This window comes from Vulcanisaeta distributa DSM 14429, from assembly GCF_000148385.1.
In the GTDB taxonomy this organism is placed as follows: Archaea; Thermoproteota; Thermoprotei; order Thermoproteales; family Thermocladiaceae; genus Vulcanisaeta; species Vulcanisaeta distributa.
In genome coordinates this window covers 775,561-791,742 of the sequence record NC_014537.1, presented here as the reverse complement: position 1 = coordinate 791,742, position 16,182 = coordinate 775,561, and the positions used below count along the sequence as shown (strand labels likewise).

Below are 16,182 nucleotides of genomic sequence, written 5' to 3'. Positions count from 1 at the left end.
TTATCCAAACTGCTCAATCGCAAGGTTCAGTAATGCCTCACCAACGTCTGATGCATACTCGGCTATCCTATAGATGCTATCCAGTATTAGCCTAGCTGATGCAGCTGCCTGCGTGGTTAGATTGTAATTCATCAATGACGAATCTAACGAGTCAATTGCTGAGCGTATCTCGTATTTAACAGTATCGATTATGTAATTAACCTCCCTCATGTCTATCTTCTCCGTCATTGCCTTACCAACGTTATTCATAATCATGGAGTCCTTGCTAAGGAGCTCGCTGAACTTCTGCCTAAGCTCCTGCGGCATTATGAGGATGTATTTATCACCGAGGTTCACAATCTCACGGGCGATCTTAACAGCATGGTCAGCCGCCCTCTCCAGCGACTTATTAATTATTGCGTACTCAATGATACTCCTTGGGTCTTGAATACCGGATAGGCTTAGAGCATGCTTACTAACGAGAACCCTCTTCAACTGCCTATTTAGGAGCCAGTAGAACTTATCAACCTCATTATCCCTCTCAATGATGTCCGACGCTATTGCCTTATCGCCATTCTCTATCGGTGTTCTTAGGTCATCAATCATGCCGACGACCGTCTTACCAAGCTTCACTATTATATCCTTAATGTTTATGTCAGGTACATTAACGAGGTTCTGAATAACAAGCGTATTCCTACCCTCCTCAATAATCTCAACACCCGTTAACTTCCTCCGGACAATGTCCTTAACCTGCTTCTTAAGGTTTAGGGTTGATAGGTCGAAATTAAGCCTAAATACGTCATAGCCAGATAAGTAATGAGCGAGCAATACTCTCTCGAGGTGGTCTATGTTTGATAGGTCCTGTGTCACGTTTATTGATGACTCAAGGAGTGGCGCCTTAACCATTTTCTTAGGCACAACAAGCAGCGATAGGTCTGGCTGCGGTATTACGAGGACCTCATCACCCGGCTTAAGATCCACCTGCCTAGTCCACTCCTTAGGCAGTGATACGATTAACGTTGCACCACCTGTTAACTGAACCCTCCTGGTCTCCGGCTCAAATTTCACTATAGACATCACGACCTAATAATTAGACCCCTATAAATACCTTATCCTAATAAATCAATAATTATTAATAACGTGATTTTTAGAGATGAAATATCTATTTATTACCCATACCTATTCTATTAAAACCTCCGTCTCAGCTATACTACCTAATTTAGGTATAATTATTTGCAGCACACCATCCCTATATATTGCCTTGGCACCATCGACCTTAAATCTAACCCCAAGCTCCACCTTCCTGTAAATCCTGAAATTGCTCAATCTCTCCACCCTGGCCACCTTACCAATTGTTGGCAGTGACTGTGGCTCAGCCATTATCTCCACGTAGTTACTACCAACCCTAACCTTAATACTCTCCTTTTTAACACCAGGCAAGTCAGCCAGTATTACTATTGAGTCTCCATTATCGAAGATATCCACGGGAGGCTCCCTAGTCACTAGCCTTGGATCAACAACCGTGGCCAACTTACTTATTAATTCATTTACTCCAGCCTCCACCTTATTCACGCTCATTGCTATATCCGTGGTGTTTTGCTCCATCGTCATGATTAATAATTAGCTACGATTAATAATTACCTAAACACATTAATTAAATGATACTCCATAAATCACACATGAATAAATACGGAAATAAAATGTAGAATGACGTGGTAAGGTACGTCTGGATCTTAGATAACTAGTAACTCCTTAATTAAGTTTCCCGTAACGAATCTATCAGGTAAAAACGGCTTCATTATTGGATCAATAACACCATTAGCTATGTAATTAGCCAGTAACTCGGCGGCGTAGGGGCCAAACATGAAACCATGACCCGAGAAGCCCGATAGTACGTAAACACCCTCAGGCCATGTACTCAACCTACCCATTACATGGCTATGGTCTGGCGTCATCTCATAATAACCAGACCACACCCTCATAACCCTTATTCTCCTGAGACTTGGCACTAACCTCACGGCTTCCCTAGCCCACGCAGTTAACCAGGTGAGCGTATTTCCATAAGGTAGAAAGCCTTCACCGCCCTCAAGCTCTATGCTTCCCAGGATCTCGCCCCTCATTGTTTGACCAAGGTATAGGTTCGTCTCAGTATCTATTATGTAGGTGTTAATTATTGGTTTCACGGGCTCTGTAATCCCAATCTCCCTCCTGACGGGCTTGATCGGTACATCAATATTAAGGGTTCTCTTCATGACATCGCCTGTCCACGCGCCGGCCGCGAATACAACGTTCTTCGTCCTCACAAAGACATCACTACTCGATACGCTGGTGACCCTACCATTCTCTACGCTGATGCTCTTGACCTCGGAATACTCGTAAACCCTAACCCCAAGGTCGAGCGCCCTCTCGTAATAACCCATCACTAGGTAATCGTGGTGGAAGGCTCCATCCTGGGGTCCATAAACCGCGCCTATTAAGCCCTGAGTATTAATGTATGGGAACCTATCCTTTAATTCCTCAACCGTGAGTATTTGAACGGGCACACCCATGGGTCTCCACAACTCCTCATTGAGCCTTTCGTAATTCTCAAGAACCTCCTTACGCCTAACGAGCCAGAGATAGCCCTGCCTTTCGAATATCCCATTCCAACCAAGTTCGCCACTGAGGGATTCCAACTTCCTAATGGCTCTAATCGCAAACTCTGTATTCTCCTTGTTTCCAAAGTGAACCCTATACCTACCCGCGTTCCTTGTTGAACTTCCGGAACCAACGTAATCCTTCTCAAGGACAACCACGGAGAATCCCCTACGCGCCAGGTAGTAGGCTACGGCTAACCCAACAATACCTGCGCCAACCACCACGGCATCCGCGGTTAATGAGATTAGTCCACGACCCTCACTCATCACTCACCACCTGCGAGTGTGGCCATTGGTATAGGCGCCTCGGGGAACCTAATCCTGGGTAAGCCAAGCTCGTTGGGCTTCTTCTGGTATATGAAGCTAAGTATTAGGTTGGTACTGACTAGGCAGAACTTGCCTTGGCAGGGACCGGTGCCAAGACCAACAACCCTCTTTATCCTCTCCATACCAGGTAGCCTCAATGACTTGTATTCCTCCTCCTCACCATGAAGAACCTTAACTTTAATCTCCTTACCGTGCATCAGCACCTTAATCGCCCCTAAAACATCACTTAATGTAACATCCTCACAGAAGCATAGGTACTGCCTATTGGCGCTTTTTAGGGCATTCTCCACATCTTCAATAGACCCTGCAACCGCCCACATGGGTGCATGAATCACGTTAGGCTCGGCGTAGTAACCACTACCCTGAAGCCCCTGTTCAAATCTGAGGATTACATTGTAATACGAGGAATTCGTAGTAACTAAATCCCTCTTAAACTCAGCTAGTTCCTTATCGAGTACATCACCCGTAACTAAACCCTCCTTAACACCTATACTCAATGCAGTTATCCTAGCCTGTTTAATAATTAGGGTCTCTGGAAGTAATCCGCCAGCGTCACCGACAACGTAGACATTGCCGAGCCCAAGATCTCCCGTGAAGCCCCTCCTGGGTACGAGACCGCCAATTTCAGGCGCGTAGACAATGGGCACGCCTAGTTGTGCCGGTAGATCAATGACTGGCAACCTAACGGCGCTCACTAAGACGTCTACGACAACCTCCTCCCTCCTCTGTCTCTTTGCTTTCCTGCCTCTTATATTCTCAAGCGTGAGTCTCAATCCATCACTTGAATCCTTGGCATTAACTATGTTCATCCCGATGAAGGTCTTGATACCCAATGCCTCAACCTTACTCCTGTATAGATCACTTCTCACAACAACAGAGTTATCGCCAAGGTACGTATCAATGCCCAGTTGTGCCAGGTTCATAGCCACCCTGACCCCCCAATCATCACTACCCCAAACCAGGACCCTCCTTGGCTTAAAGCCCCACCACTTGATAAGCTTAAGTGTTGTTAACCCAGTGATCATACGCGGTGTATTATTACCTGGAAAAACAAGTGGTACCTCCCTAAATCCCTGGGCAAGTACTATATATTTATAATTAAAAATGTATAATTTCGAGTAATCCCTGGAGTGGCCGATTGCCGCGTCCTCGAGGAACCCATCAAAGATAGTCCCAGTAAGTACCGTGGTTGAACCACTCACTTCCTTACTTAACTTATCAATGAATTCCCTGCCCTTACCTAAATCCTTAATCTCACTATCATCAATGATTAAATGACCGCCAAGGTTATACTCGCCCTCGACAATCACGGTCTTCAAACCAAGCTTACCCAACTCCTTAGCCACCGAGAGACCCGCTAAACCTCCACCTACGATGAGCACGTCAGTGCTTATATTAACTCTTGACGCCTTTTCAGGAACGCTCGGTAATTCATTAATTGAGGACCTATTTAGGGAGTTGCGCACGGTGTTACGTATTAATGGCCATAACGATATTAACAATCTACTTCTTGGGAATGATGATGGGCTAGCAAGCCCCCTAAGTATTGAGGGAATGCTATTGGGCCTACTTAGTATTATTGGCTTCTCACCGCATAGGTTGTAATAGCCAGATGATGCCCAATAACCCTCGCACCACCACTCACAGCATAGGAAGCCCCTCACATCGCCATACCTTGAACTACGCATGACGCCGTAATTACCACGATTAAGCTCCTCGGCAATCCAGTGCCGTTTGCTCATTCACGACCTATAGACCTAGTATAATTATAAATTTTGTCTTTTTACTGCATTGAACCGCTACTCCTCAATGAGGATTTGATGTACTCATCGCATTTACTGCGGTATAGGCAGTAATTGCATGATTGCGGTAACTCACCCGCTAATCTCCTCCTCACTAATGGGCAATGCTTTACGTAATAATCAGGATAGCACCTCTTACATATCACAAGTGAGTTCCCAATGTAGGCCACCTCCCAAAATGATACGTGCCTCCCACATATGCTACATGTGAAGCTCACTTTCACTCACCCCAGCTGAACCGTTGTTAATTATTTTGTTATTAAATTAAGTACTACCTATATTAATTTCCTCAATGATGAATTACATGTTTTGCTATGACTAATGTGTTCGTCGATTGCCTGAGGATTGATGGTTCAATAAGGTGTCCAGGAGATGGTGGATTCAGTGAGGTAATAGTATTTGGCAGGCACGTTAGACTTAGGAAGGATCACCCAGCCATCGAGCTCATGGGCAGGCTTGACGAACTCGAGGCATTAGCCGAGTGGGGTCTTCAGGAGATTGGTAGTGATGAGTTTAGGGTTATTGCTGCCATGACTGCAGCATTAAATACGTACTTGGCCACTGGGGATGATCATTGGCTTAGGCCCGTTAAGGAGGTAATTAACAAAGCATGCGAGTTGGATAGCAAAGAGTTGGGTTGGTTTATACCCAGCGATAGGACTACGGCATTACTAAACCTACTCAGGGTTAAGGCTAGGGAGGCTGAGAGAACCGCGGTTAAGCTTCTCGATGATGATTTACCTATTAATAAGGTTAATGAACTCATTGGCATGCTTAATCAATTAAATAAGTACATAGCCCACTTAATATTCCTGAGTAATGTGCATGTATTTAAGAATGTTAATGATAAGATAAGAACGTTATTAGGTAATGGCTTCCCATAGGTAGTAACCTTTATATTTTAATCATCATGACTTGGGGATTAATGAGGTACACTGTCGTATTAGCCACGGTATTATTCATAGTAACCGTCATAATACTCATTTATTACGCAGTCTTCATGGATAAGGGTCAATTCCTAATCGGCGATACAAATAAGGCATTAGATGCTCTAATGCTCTCCCTCGTAATTCTCTCAGGGGTTATCACGGGCATAGTGTATTTATTTAGCTCTAAAGTAGAGAAGAGTGGTGGTGATGTTCAGACCGTACAGTATTGAGGAAGGTAAATTCCTGGTTAGACTGGCTAGGAGGGCCGTAGAGGAGTACCTACGTAGCGGCAAGGTAATTCAGCCACCGCCAGATACGCCATCAAGGTTGCTTAAGGATAAGTATGGAGTCTTCACAACTATAGAGGTTTTCATGGGTAAGGATAGAAGGGGTGAGCTCAGGGGTTGTATTGGTTTTCCGCAGGCGGTTTATAATACCGTCAATGGCGTTATTAGGAGTGCCATAGCGGCTGCTGTTGAGGATCCGAGGTTTGAACCCATGAGTATTGAGGAGTTGGATAAAGTGACCTTTGAAGTGTCAATACTAAGCCCGCTTGAGTTACTCGAGCCTGGTAATCCGAGGAGTTACCCTGAGAAGATTGTGGTTGGTAGGCACGGTATTGTCATACAGAGGGGTTATTACTCAGGGCTTCTCCTGCCTCAGGTTCCCGTTGAGTATTGCTGGGATTCTATGACATTCCTCAATGAGGGTTGTATGAAGGCGTTTTTACCACCTGATTGCTGGCTTGATGAGGATACGTCGGTGCTGGTTTATGAGGCGCAGATATTTAAGGAGGTTGAGCCTAACGGAGAGGTCGTTGAGAGGGATTTGATGGAGGAATTGAAAGGGTGTAAAAATGCCAATAAAAATGAGGGCTGACTTACACACGCACACCATATATAGCGATGGCAAGGGAACACCTGAGGAGGTAATAATAAACGCCTTAAATAAAGGCATAGGGATATTATCAATAACGGATCATGACACGTTCAAAGGCTCACTGAAGGCTCTGGATTTCATAAAGAGTAATGACCCATTTCGTAAAAACGACTTTATATTCATAATTGGTAATGAGGTTAGGACTATTGATGGTGATGTACTGGTGCTATGTAGGGAGTACCCAGGTACTGATAGCGTGCCAAAATCAATACCTGAACTGCTTGATTGGGCATCCATGAATAACTGCGTTGCAGTACCTGCCCACCCATACGACATGCTGAGGCATGGCATTGGCGATAAGGTAAGGAGGTACAAGTGGCATGCAGTGGAGGTATTTAATGCTGGTGCATTACCAATATTTAACTGGATGGCTGCTAAAACGGCGCGTGAGCTTGGCCTGCCCGGTCTTGCGAATAGTGATGCTCACGTACCTGACCTTGTCGGTATTACCTATACCGTGTTTGAAATTGATGATTTAACGATGGAGTCTGTGTTTAAGGCCTTACTTAATAATCGCGTTAATGCTATCACGCACTACCCTGGTCCAGAACTAATTATTAAGAGACTTTCCTGGTCCGTTAAGCGTAGGTTACGGGGTATTAACTCCCTGATTTAAGTACTTCATCAATGAACCTTCTAAATAACAACCTAACTAAACCACTACTGACCGAGTCTAAGTACTCCTCCGTTGATAAAATAAGTGAATAATCATTATACTTAATCAGATATATGTATTTACCGCCGCTATATATCACCATGAAATCCGTGTTATAGTTAATAACTGACCTCACTAACTCTTCATTAACATTCAATTCCCCTGTATACTCAATTATATCATTACCCTTCATAAGGCCCGCGAAAGATGCCCTAAATAGTTCCTTAAATTCTGAAAGGCTTGATGGGACATAGCCCATCTGAATAAATGGTGGATTCTGAACCACGCATTGCCTCTCCAATTGATTTATGTAATTCTTTAACTCGTTAATTCTCGAAATAATGATGTCCACAGTATCCGCGGATGTCTGCTTAAGCACCTGTACCAACTCATTCTCAATACCCCTGATAAGCTTTTCAATCCTCTCAATATCGATAGGCCTTTCAGGGCTTTGCAAAGGCCTAATCTCCACAGGCCTACTCTCAACAAGCAATACTCTACTACCCTGCCCAGCACTCACTTCCTGTGGTGTTGTTAAGCCCTGCCTCTGGCGCTGTTGAACTTGTTGAACCTTCTGTTCCGGCTTATATTGTGGAATTACCTGCTCAAGCGTTTCACCCCGCTCCTTATCTCCACGCCTACCTCCAAGGTAGCCTAACCTATATAGTAAGGCAAGGATTACCGCAGTTGCTACGATTACGATTACCGCAATCGTAATCGCACTAATTTGTAGAGTTAGCATTACGATATAGGCTAGGTAAAAATTAATAAAATTAATGCTTAATTGGGAATTGATCGAGATACCCAATAATATCTAGCAAGCCCCTAATACTTATTACCCGAGGATCACTATAATTACCTAGGAAGAACACAAGCTTAACCCCGGCATTCAACGCCATCTCAACATCATACTTTGAATCACCAACAACCATAACATCATTTACATTAAGCCCTAATAAGTTAAGTATTTTCAACAATGGTTCGGGGTCAGGCTTACCCCTACTAACATCATCCCCGGCAATTAAGGCATCTACGTACTTATGGAGCCCCGTCACCTCAAGAACCTTGGTAGCAACTCTCCTAGAACTTGACGTAACAACACCCACTATGAAGCCCCTATCCTTAAGAAGCCTCAATAACTCAGGCGCACCATCAATGGCCTTAACATTATTCAACAGTGATAGGTATATTTCATTCTTAATCTCAAGGGCCCTTTCAGCGATTTCCTCACCGCACAATCTCCTGGCTATGTCCAGGGCTCTAAGCCCCATTAATGTGCCCACATACTCCATGGTCGGTATGGAAAGCCCAAGGCGCTTACACGTTTCTATCCATGACAGGGCATGCAGCGGTACGGTATCCACCAGAGTACCATCCAGGTCAAATATCACAGCCCTTATTCTCCTGCCATCAGTCAGCAAGGCGTCGTCATTGCCATCCGCAGACCTGTAACTCATCACAATCAATGATTAGCTTATGGGGATTAAAAGCTTGCCCATAGTTAAAGAAGGACCTTATAAAGTGAAGCCAGTATTAATGATGTGAGACCCGTTATGTATATACCATCAAACACACCTGCACCACCTATTGACACGTAACCCCTCATCGACCTTATAACCTTCTTAATATTGAGAATGTCCGCACCAAGTAGTGTTGATAATGAGCCGAGACTATACGAAAAGGCTAAGGGGTTCGCATGGAATATTGCCGTGGATATTAAGGTGAACATTAGTGTTAAAAGAACTGGCAACGCCGTTGGTAGCGCAATCCCAATACCAGGTATCAACCTGGCGCTCTGCCATATTACTAATGATGATATTATTAACGACACTATGAATGACGCTAGTATTAATACGTCGTGAATTAGGTACGTACTTATCAAGTATATTGATATTGTTATTGGTATTACAGCACCGCCAATATTCACCTCAAGAAATAACTTATCAATTCTCTGTATAATGATTGGCATTGGGAATAACTTCATGAAATCCATGAATGGGTTAAATGGGACGTAGTAAGTGACCTCAGCAACAACCACGTTGATATAACTCATCAATAGGGAACCCAATGTTAGTGTTAGTGCAAGTAATGGCTGAATGCCGATGGTGATTAGGACTAGGAATAGAAATAGAAGCAAGGGCGAAATTATCAAGAACCCTATGAACATTATTATATTCACAGGTAATGAAAACCTAATGCCAAGCCTTGGCCTAACGTCATACTTAATCGCCATTACCTGTTGATTATTGATACTGGCTTAATAAACGTAACTAACTGGTGGGCTTCACAAGTAACGTGTCGCCATCAACACCAACAATGAGAACCCTAGAACCCCTTTTGACACTCTCGATAGCCTTAGCCCTCCAATACTCACCCCTAACCCTCACATAACCAACCTCACCCTTATTAATATCATCAACCGCAACCCCAACATCATTGACAGGCCAATAAAGTCTTTCCGAGAGCGGCTTAGCCCTTATTATGCCTATTACCTTAGCTGCTATGAAACCGCCAAACCCACCAACAAAGGCTATCAATGTGTACAGGACTACCCTAGCCTCAACCTGGTTTGCGGCTATCAACCAAGACTGGGGAGTATATGTTGGTTGGAGAAGTATGATGCCTAACGCCGTGAGTATTATACCCGCTATGAATAATGCTGCGTGCGTCGTGAAACCCGCGTGTACGTCAATGGCTATTGCCGCTAAACCAATAATCAGTAATGCCAGGCCGAGCCAGTTAATGGATAATCCCGTTAGCATGGGTATAATCATCAGTATAATGCCAACCCCAGCCAAGTAATAATGCCTAGTGGCGAAGCCGATAATGGCAAGTAGAAGCCCTAACCCAGCCAGTAGGTCCTGTATTGTGGGGTTAATCAAAGCCTCATAAACCTGATAACCAATGCCTGGTTGGTAATAGGTAATAGTGGGGTTAATCACGTAGTACGTAACACCATTTATCGTGCTACCATTCACCTCACTAAGCAGCGAACTTATGTCAGTGGCTACGAAGTTTATAACATTGTACTTAAGCGCCTCCTCAGGACCAAGGTTCGTATTATAAAACACACAGTCGTGGGCGAAGGTTGCATTTCTACCCCTAAACTCAGCAACCTCCACGAAGTACTGACTAATTGCATTGAGTATCTTACTCTCATTTATGAATATCTCTTGACCAGTTATTGGGTTTATCTCGACGGGTTGGCAGGAGCCTATTACCGTGCCTGGCGCCATGGCGGCTATCGTGGTTGACATAAGGACGAGTGTCCCTGCAGACCATGCGTATGAACCTGTGGGGTAGACAAAGCCTATTACCGGTATCTTCGCATTTTCAATACTCGACACTATATTTAATGCCGCATCTAACTCCCCACCTGGCGTTTCCAGGATTATTAATAATGCCGAGTTAGGGGTTGACTCCGCAAGCTGCAGTGCATTTTGTAATTCCTCATATGTTAAGTCGGTTATTTCGCCATTAAGGTTGAACACGTACACCTCATGAATCACGTACGCGCTAGAACCAGCGATTGACATGCGTGTTAATATTGCCATTAATAATGCAGCAATAATTAATAGGATTGCTAACCCATGCCTTAGCTTCATGGTGGCTCACTACTGCGTGGCGCTTGAACCCTCCTGTTGCTTCTTTAACGCCGCAGCTGCCAGCGTTGACAATGTGGTTACCTCAAGGGAACTGGGTACAACCAATATTAGGTTATGTTCCTTAGCAACCTCAAGTAGGGTATCGAGTTGCCTAAGCGTTAATGATATTGGGTTCTTATTATAGGTCTCGGCAGCTTTGAGATACATCTGCGATGCCTCATAATCCGCCTGGGCCAATATAACCTTAGCCCTCCTCATCCTCTCAGCTTCTGCCTGAGCAGCCATGGCCCTAATCAGGGTGTCCGGTAACTTTATGTCCTTTATTGCGACCGCCGTTACTTTAACGCCCCATGGACTAACGTGCTCGTCAATTATCGAGGCAATCTTCTTAGCGACCTCCTCCCTCTGCGTGAGCAGTGTGTCCAGGTCAACCATGCCAATGACATCCCTCAAAACGGCCGCGCCGAGCGTAGCCGTGGCACTTCTATAATCAGTCACTGAAAGCACGGCCTTGGCGGCATCAATGACCCTCATGTAGACTGCGGCGTCTATCGTAACCTCAACATTATCCTTAGTCAGGGCTCTTTGGCTTGATAAGTCAATCGAAATAACCCTAAGATCCATCGTTATTGGCCTATCAATAACGGGTATTATAAAGACGATACCAGGTCCGTAAATACCCTTATACTTGCCAAGCCTTAGCTTAACGATCCTTTGGTACTCAGGAACTATTCTAATGGAGTATGCGAGTATCGATATGACTATTATTAGTAGTATTATCGTGAGGACTATCGCCAGCACTATCGTACCTACTTGAAGCAACACATGAAGTGGTAATTGCATATACATTATAATAAATTAGGATAGGTTATTAATAAACCTATTTACCAACGTAGATTCCACAACCTCTAACTATGAACTATTAGCCACGTGAAATACGACGCGTGTACCTATCCCTTAAATAATCACCTAAAGCAATTAATGCAAAGCCCATTATTATAAACACTATACCAATACTAAACAGGTAAAGCGCCATCACATATTGACCAATGTACACATTGATCACATAATTATTACCCACATACGCGCAGTGAAATCTACCGAAGATCTCAATATTGCCTGACACCATGGGCGTTATTGCCACACCGCCTGTCCCAATCGGTACGTAGTAGCCGTAGGTCGCGCTTGATCCATTAGTATACTCCACATTTACTTCGATTGAAATTAACAATGACTGGCCCATGGACTTTATGACTCCCTTTATTTCATCGCTGGTTAGGGATCCATTAATAATGCTCTCAAGAACCCTTATACATGTCGTTGCATTAACGTGGCTGTACGAAATCGATGACTCCTGATGTGAGTAATAAATTGGTATTGATGAGACTATTATTAGTAATGCTCCCAAGATCATCATTGCTTGATACCTATCAACCATTTAGCCTATTCATTATTTACTTAGTAGTAACCCATAAATACCTTAGGTGCCCTGGCTTACGGCATCGTGAATGCGATATTTATTTAAGTACGTAAAACGATTGGTTTATAAACCCACCCTTACCACAAGTCATAATGGCGGATTATCACCGGTATAAGTGGGAAGATATCGAAAGGGGCGTCCTAAAATTAGTCCAGGATGTTGTTAAAAGTGGTTATCAACCCGATGTACTAATAGGTATTTCCAAAGGTGGTGTTGTGATTGCATCGTTAATGTCTGACATGCTTGGGGTGCCCGCCGACCTCATGCAGTTATCTCATTGGGGCTTCGGTAAGGCTAAGGATGATGTTGTTATTAAGTATGGACCGAGTATTGACGTTAAAAACCTCAGTGTATTATTGATTGACGACGTCAGTGACACTGGAATGACGCTAAATACCGCTAAGGAAATATTGATTAGACTTGGCGCCAAGGAAGTTAAGACTGCCGTACTGGACTATAAAGCGATGTCGAGTAAGTACGTACCTGATTACTACGCTTATAAATGGATTAATTGGGTTTACATAATATACCCGTGGGAGAGCTTTGAGACCTTTAAGAACGTAGGCATTAACGATGCCAGGGTAATATTTACAAAACACGAATTAATAAAAATGCAGGAATTAATGAGACCTTAACTTAATCCTCCTCACTAGATGAAGTGTATAACTCCATGAGCTTAGGAGCCTCTACCTTCGATACGAGCTTCTTATTCTTAATTTCAGCGGCTATTTGGTCGAACCTATCATATAAGGCCCTAACCCTCCTCTCCACGTAATTCATGAAGTAATTAACGGCAACTCTAACGGGCCAGTACTGCGGACCCCTTAGGTAGAAGTGGTTCACGATGTCCTTAGCCCAATAAATACTATGTTCAAACATCTTCTTCAGTAATTCAATGTGCTCAGGCATTAGGTTGTACTTAATTATCCAACCATCCTTCTCAGCCCTAATGTGATTCATGGGTACATAGAACATGGGTACCACCAAGCTCCTGTAGGGCCTTATTCTATCGAGTAGTTCTATTGTCTCCATAACATCATCCTCAGTCTCCCCAGGCAATCCTACAATCACCGTTAGGGCAGGTATAAGTTTGATGTCGTGCATAACGCCCAATGCCTCCTCAACGACATCCCACCAATCCTCAATCTTAAACGGCGCTGCTTTACCAGGCATTATGGCCTTAGCTAACCTTCTTGAACCCGTCTCAAGACCTACCTGGGCACCCCACCAATCCTGGTGCTCATCCTCAATTATCTCAGCAATCTTCGTAGCCAATCTATTATACTTCTTCTCAGCCACCAGGACTGATGCCAATGTGGTGTGGCTCCAGGCCATTGTTAGGTAATATCTCTTGACGAGTTGATGCAGTTTAATCAGTTTATCGGGATTAAGCTCAACGCCTGTGGATCCGTATAATGGTACGTCATCAGAATGTATTAAGCCATGTACAATACCGTACTTAACATGTAGCTTCAACTCCTCCTCGATCTTCTCAAGCGGATACCACCTAAGTGGTCTCAGTGTTACTGAGCAGAAGGCACAGCCCCTCGGACAACCTCTCCCAATCTCAACAAAACCATTAACCGCTGGGTACTTTATCGTTGGTATTTCGTCGATGCTTGGCACATCATTTACACCAACATATATGTAACGAGGAACGGGCTCATTATTAAGAATCCTCTTCACAAGATCAACAACTAATCTCTCACCCTCACCGTCAAATACCGTGTCAACACCAAAGAAGTCCATTAACTCTGGTAGGTATAACCACTGCCATGCTGATGGCCCACCAACCACAACCTTAAGTCCATTCCTGCTCTTGGCATCCATTATGTACGGCCTAATCCTCATCATGAATCTCCTAAATGAATATGCATTGAGTGGTTCCCTGCCTACAATGGCTGACCAAGTCGATGATGGTGGATTAAGCCCGAAGTAATCATGATGGCTGAGCATGAGTATCTTGGCGTTGGGTATGTACTTATGCACGTGGTCTGGGTCGATTATTGCCGCGTTAATTCCAGCGTCAAGTAGCGCCGCCTCTATCTTCCTCATGCCGTAGGGCGCCTGGAAGGGTCTACCATACTTATCAACCTTCATTTTAGGCATTGCTATATACTCGTGAATCCACTCACCAAGCTTCTTGAATGGGCCTACCGTTATGAATAATGGCCCTGTAGTTACAAAGCCCAGGAACTCCTTACCGTGATAATTACTCATCATTGAACGATCTGTCGTCAACACAACATCGTACTTTGGTAATACCATTAGTGATAGCAGGGGTACAATTCCTTTAAAAGCTTTTACCACTGTTTAAGATTCTCACTTGTATCTTTACCCTGCCAATTAAGGAATATTAACCTCAACGAACAATGCATGATGTGGAGATTATTCAGTTAATAGAGATACCAATCAGTGAGCTGGATAAGGTTGTGAATGTCATTAAATGGGCATTTGAAGAACTTAATATACCAAGCGATGATGTGATTATCTATATAACAGATGACCATAACAGGGTGAGGGAATTCCTCGGTCTTGAAAAGGTAACCCATGAGGAGTGGCCTGTGAAATACATCGACACGGAAGGGCAAGTTGCAATATCCATAATACCTAATAAATTACTTCAATTGAAGGAGAATGATGCTAGGATCATGGTGTTACGCGAGATCGCTCTAATAAGGGTTATGAGTGACCCCGAGTTAATAAGCATGTGGGTTATACCACAGGGCATGAGTGATAATGTAGTGCATAGGGTTTCACTGGCCATGCTTAGAAGGACCATTGATTTCGTAATAGCCAAGTCCCAATCACTAATTCAATACTTAATAAATACATTCGACAAAAATGAGTTGAAGAATGTACTAGTTACATGCCAATTAGCTATTGACTGCGCAATAACAGCGCTGGCACTTGACGTACCACTTAGTATTGAATTAGCAGGGAATGTTGGTTTGGGTAAATCCCTATGGAATGATGTGATGAGAGGGTTGAGTAATGATTTTATTAGGAGGTACGATGATTTCAGGGACTTTGTTAGGAATAACTTCAATGTTGAGAGTGCATATAATTACTTACTTATGATGTTTGGGAAGTCATAGTCGGGGCAGGTAATTTCTTAGGAAATCTGCAACGCCCTTACCGCTGGGCTTGTCGAGTACTAACTTAGCTCTTTTCCTGAGCTCGTCGGTTGCGTTCGATACGGCAACCCCATAGCCAACCACATCCATCACCTCAATGTCGGTGTCACTATCACCTATGTAAACAACCTCGTTACAGGGTATATTCATTATATTACATAGGTACTTAACAGCCACAGCCTTACTTGAATTAATTGGTTGAAGGTGCAGGGCATAGCCACTGTGGGAAACCCTTACCTTACTATCTAAATTCATTCTTTTCAGTTCCTCCTTAACAACCTCCACTAACTCGCGCGGCTCCTTGGGCGCCCATAACGTTATATCAAACTTCCTATAATTAAATTGATACGTCGGCCTTAAACCCGGTATTAACTTCATAAGTCTCAGGGCAACCTCCCTGAGGTTCAAGTCCTCACATAACTCATGAATCTCACCCCTATAATCCACGATACACCCATTCTCAGCAATGAGGGGAGATCCCTTAGGCAAACCTATGTATAATGAGAGGGCTTGGGTAACTATCAGGGCATTGCCTGTTACGAGACCAACAACGTACTTATCCGTAATATCCTGAACAGCGGCGATGGCGTCCGGGTCTAGGGCCTCCGTATTCCTATTCTTCGTTAGAGTCCCATCAATATCGAGTAGTACGAGCTTAATCATCGGACTACTTAATTACTTAGCCTTTTTACT

19 protein-coding genes are annotated in these 16,182 nt (G+C 43.8%); 6 read left to right on the top strand and 13 right to left on the bottom strand.

The genetic code is table 11. The annotated features are described in order from the left end of the window. The 5 genes from VDIS_RS04050 to VDIS_RS04030 form a co-directional block, all read right to left on the bottom strand. On the bottom strand, positions 1-1,056 hold the full coding sequence (locus VDIS_RS04050) for a phosphate signaling complex PhoU family protein (RefSeq protein WP_013335936.1): 1,056 nt from the start codon (positions 1,054-1,056) through the stop codon (positions 1-3). Positions 1,057-1,158: 102 nt separating this feature from the next. After that, a complete protein-coding gene (locus VDIS_RS04045; RefSeq protein ID WP_013335935.1) occupies positions 1,159-1,590 on the bottom strand; it encodes an Hsp20/alpha crystallin family protein in 432 nt (143 codons plus the stop codon). Between the two features lie 122 nt (positions 1,591-1,712). Then, positions 1,713-2,882: an NAD(P)/FAD-dependent oxidoreductase gene (locus tag VDIS_RS04040; RefSeq protein WP_013335934.1), complete on the bottom strand. Its 1,170-nt coding sequence runs from the start codon at positions 2,880-2,882 to the stop codon at positions 1,713-1,715. Then, positions 2,882-4,684, bottom strand: coding sequence for an FAD-dependent oxidoreductase (locus VDIS_RS04035; RefSeq protein ID WP_013335933.1), 1,803 nt, complete (start codon positions 4,682-4,684; stop codon positions 2,882-2,884). The genes VDIS_RS04040 and VDIS_RS04035 overlap by 1 nt, the downstream gene beginning before the upstream one ends. A gap of 41 nt (positions 4,685-4,725) precedes the next feature. Further along, positions 4,726-4,962, bottom strand: coding sequence for a hypothetical protein (locus tag VDIS_RS04030; protein ID WP_148678210.1), 237 nt, complete (start codon positions 4,960-4,962; stop codon positions 4,726-4,728). Between the two features lie 96 nt (positions 4,963-5,058). Between VDIS_RS04030 and VDIS_RS04025 the strand changes: the two genes are divergently transcribed. The 4 genes from VDIS_RS04025 to VDIS_RS04010 are packed head-to-tail and all read left to right on the top strand — an operon-like array spanning position 5,059 to position 7,228. Further along, positions 5,059-5,628 (top strand): ATP:cob(I)alamin adenosyltransferase, encoded by a 570-nt coding sequence (locus tag VDIS_RS04025; protein ID WP_013335931.1) that lies wholly within the window; start codon positions 5,059-5,061, stop codon positions 5,626-5,628. Positions 5,629-5,669: 41 nt separating this feature from the next. Continuing rightward, positions 5,670-5,903 (top strand): hypothetical protein, encoded by a 234-nt coding sequence (locus tag VDIS_RS04020; protein WP_013335930.1) that lies wholly within the window; start codon positions 5,670-5,672, stop codon positions 5,901-5,903. Beyond that, a complete protein-coding gene (locus VDIS_RS04015; protein ID WP_013335929.1) occupies positions 5,881-6,552 on the top strand; it encodes a TIGR00296 family protein in 672 nt (223 codons plus the stop codon). The genes VDIS_RS04020 and VDIS_RS04015 overlap by 23 nt, the downstream gene beginning before the upstream one ends. Continuing rightward, complete coding sequence (locus VDIS_RS04010; protein ID WP_216086140.1) at positions 6,530-7,228, top strand: PHP domain-containing protein; 699 nt, start codon at positions 6,530-6,532, stop codon at positions 7,226-7,228. The genes VDIS_RS04015 and VDIS_RS04010 overlap by 23 nt, the downstream gene beginning before the upstream one ends. On the opposite strand, the gene VDIS_RS04005 is transcribed toward VDIS_RS04010, so the two are convergent. From VDIS_RS04005 to VDIS_RS03980, 6 genes are all read right to left on the bottom strand, one after another. Then, complete coding sequence (locus VDIS_RS04005; RefSeq protein ID WP_013335927.1) at positions 7,212-8,009, bottom strand: hypothetical protein; 798 nt, start codon at positions 8,007-8,009, stop codon at positions 7,212-7,214. The genes VDIS_RS04010 and VDIS_RS04005 overlap by 17 nt on opposite strands. Before the next feature lie 31 nt (positions 8,010-8,040). Then, on the bottom strand, positions 8,041-8,724 hold the full coding sequence (locus tag VDIS_RS04000) for an HAD family hydrolase (RefSeq protein ID WP_013335926.1): 684 nt from the start codon (positions 8,722-8,724) through the stop codon (positions 8,041-8,043). A 44-nt stretch (positions 8,725-8,768) separates the two neighbouring features. Next, positions 8,769-9,500 (bottom strand): DUF1614 domain-containing protein, encoded by a 732-nt coding sequence (locus VDIS_RS03995; protein ID WP_013335925.1) that lies wholly within the window; start codon positions 9,498-9,500, stop codon positions 8,769-8,771. A gap of 37 nt (positions 9,501-9,537) precedes the next feature. After that, the gene (locus VDIS_RS03990) at positions 9,538-10,872 is read right to left on the bottom strand and encodes an NfeD family protein (protein WP_013335924.1); all 1,335 of its coding nucleotides are present in this window, start codon (positions 10,870-10,872) and stop codon (positions 9,538-9,540) included. A 9-nt stretch (positions 10,873-10,881) separates the two neighbouring features. After that, positions 10,882-11,721, bottom strand: coding sequence for a slipin family protein (locus VDIS_RS03985; RefSeq protein ID WP_013335923.1), 840 nt, complete (start codon positions 11,719-11,721; stop codon positions 10,882-10,884). Positions 11,722-11,794: 73 nt separating this feature from the next. Continuing rightward, the gene (locus VDIS_RS03980; RefSeq protein WP_013335922.1) at positions 11,795-12,310 is read right to left on the bottom strand and encodes a hypothetical protein; all 516 of its coding nucleotides are present in this window, start codon (positions 12,308-12,310) and stop codon (positions 11,795-11,797) included. A gap of 134 nt (positions 12,311-12,444) precedes the next feature. Here VDIS_RS03980 and VDIS_RS03975 point away from each other — a divergent pair, with 134 nt between their 5' ends. Beyond that, entirely contained in the window at positions 12,445-12,987 is a 543-nt protein-coding gene (locus VDIS_RS03975) for a phosphoribosyltransferase (protein ID WP_013335921.1), read from the top strand. Position 12,988: 1 nt separating this feature from the next. Here the strand turns inward: VDIS_RS03975 and VDIS_RS03970 are convergent, their stop codons facing one another. Beyond that, complete coding sequence (locus VDIS_RS03970; RefSeq protein WP_013335920.1) at positions 12,989-14,620, bottom strand: B12-binding domain-containing radical SAM protein; 1,632 nt, start codon at positions 14,618-14,620, stop codon at positions 12,989-12,991. Positions 14,621-14,724: 104 nt separating this feature from the next. Here VDIS_RS03970 and VDIS_RS03965 point away from each other — a divergent pair, with 104 nt between their 5' ends. Then, the gene (locus VDIS_RS03965) at positions 14,725-15,450 is read left to right on the top strand and encodes a hypothetical protein (protein WP_013335919.1); all 726 of its coding nucleotides are present in this window, start codon (positions 14,725-14,727) and stop codon (positions 15,448-15,450) included. Here the strand turns inward: VDIS_RS03965 and VDIS_RS03960 are convergent. Beyond that, positions 15,445-16,152 carry a phosphoglycolate phosphatase gene (locus tag VDIS_RS03960; protein WP_013335918.1) on the bottom strand — a complete coding sequence of 236 codons (708 nt, stop codon included), beginning with the start codon at positions 16,150-16,152 and terminating at the stop codon, positions 15,445-15,447. The genes VDIS_RS03965 and VDIS_RS03960 overlap by 6 nt on opposite strands. Positions 16,153-16,182 lie beyond the last annotated feature (30 nt).

What these genes read in the sequence shown, in the direction of transcription:
- VDIS_RS04050 (WP_013335936.1), bottom strand. Translation starts at nt 1,056, where the DNA reads ATGTCTATAGTGAAATTTGAGCCGGAGACCAGGAGGGTTCAGTTAACA.
- VDIS_RS04045 (WP_013335935.1), bottom strand. Translation starts at nt 1,590, where the DNA reads ATGACGATGGAGCAAAACACCACGGATATAGCAATGAGCGTGAATAAG.
- VDIS_RS04040 (WP_013335934.1), bottom strand. Translation starts at nt 2,882, where the DNA reads ATGAGTGAGGGTCGTGGACTAATCTCATTAACCGCGGATGCCGTGGTG.
- VDIS_RS04035 (WP_013335933.1), bottom strand. Translation starts at nt 4,684, where the DNA reads ATGAGCAAACGGCACTGGATTGCCGAGGAGCTTAATCGTGGTAATTAC.
- VDIS_RS04025 (WP_013335931.1), top strand. Translation starts at nt 5,059, where the DNA reads ATGACTAATGTGTTCGTCGATTGCCTGAGGATTGATGGTTCAATAAGG.
- VDIS_RS04020 (WP_013335930.1), top strand. Translation starts at nt 5,670, where the DNA reads ATGAGGTACACTGTCGTATTAGCCACGGTATTATTCATAGTAACCGTC.
- VDIS_RS04015 (WP_013335929.1), top strand. Translation starts at nt 5,881, where the DNA reads ATGTTCAGACCGTACAGTATTGAGGAAGGTAAATTCCTGGTTAGACTG.
- VDIS_RS04010 (WP_216086140.1), top strand. Translation starts at nt 6,530, where the DNA reads ATGCCAATAAAAATGAGGGCTGACTTACACACGCACACCATATATAGC.
- VDIS_RS04005 (WP_013335927.1), bottom strand. Translation starts at nt 8,009, where the DNA reads ATGCTAACTCTACAAATTAGTGCGATTACGATTGCGGTAATCGTAATC.
- VDIS_RS04000 (WP_013335926.1), bottom strand. Translation starts at nt 8,724, where the DNA reads ATGAGTTACAGGTCTGCGGATGGCAATGACGACGCCTTGCTGACTGAT.
- VDIS_RS03995 (WP_013335925.1), bottom strand. Translation starts at nt 9,500, where the DNA reads ATGGCGATTAAGTATGACGTTAGGCCAAGGCTTGGCATTAGGTTTTCA.
- VDIS_RS03990 (WP_013335924.1), bottom strand. Translation starts at nt 10,872, where the DNA reads ATGAAGCTAAGGCATGGGTTAGCAATCCTATTAATTATTGCTGCATTA.
- VDIS_RS03985 (WP_013335923.1), bottom strand. Translation starts at nt 11,721, where the DNA reads ATGTATATGCAATTACCACTTCATGTGTTGCTTCAAGTAGGTACGATA.
- VDIS_RS03980 (WP_013335922.1), bottom strand. Translation starts at nt 12,310, where the DNA reads ATGGTTGATAGGTATCAAGCAATGATGATCTTGGGAGCATTACTAATA.
- VDIS_RS03975 (WP_013335921.1), top strand. Translation starts at nt 12,445, where the DNA reads ATGGCGGATTATCACCGGTATAAGTGGGAAGATATCGAAAGGGGCGTC.
- VDIS_RS03970 (WP_013335920.1), bottom strand. Translation starts at nt 14,620, where the DNA reads ATGGTATTACCAAAGTACGATGTTGTGTTGACGACAGATCGTTCAATG.
- VDIS_RS03965 (WP_013335919.1), top strand. Translation starts at nt 14,725, where the DNA reads ATGCATGATGTGGAGATTATTCAGTTAATAGAGATACCAATCAGTGAG.
- VDIS_RS03960 (WP_013335918.1), bottom strand. Translation starts at nt 16,152, where the DNA reads ATGATTAAGCTCGTACTACTCGATATTGATGGGACTCTAACGAAGAAT.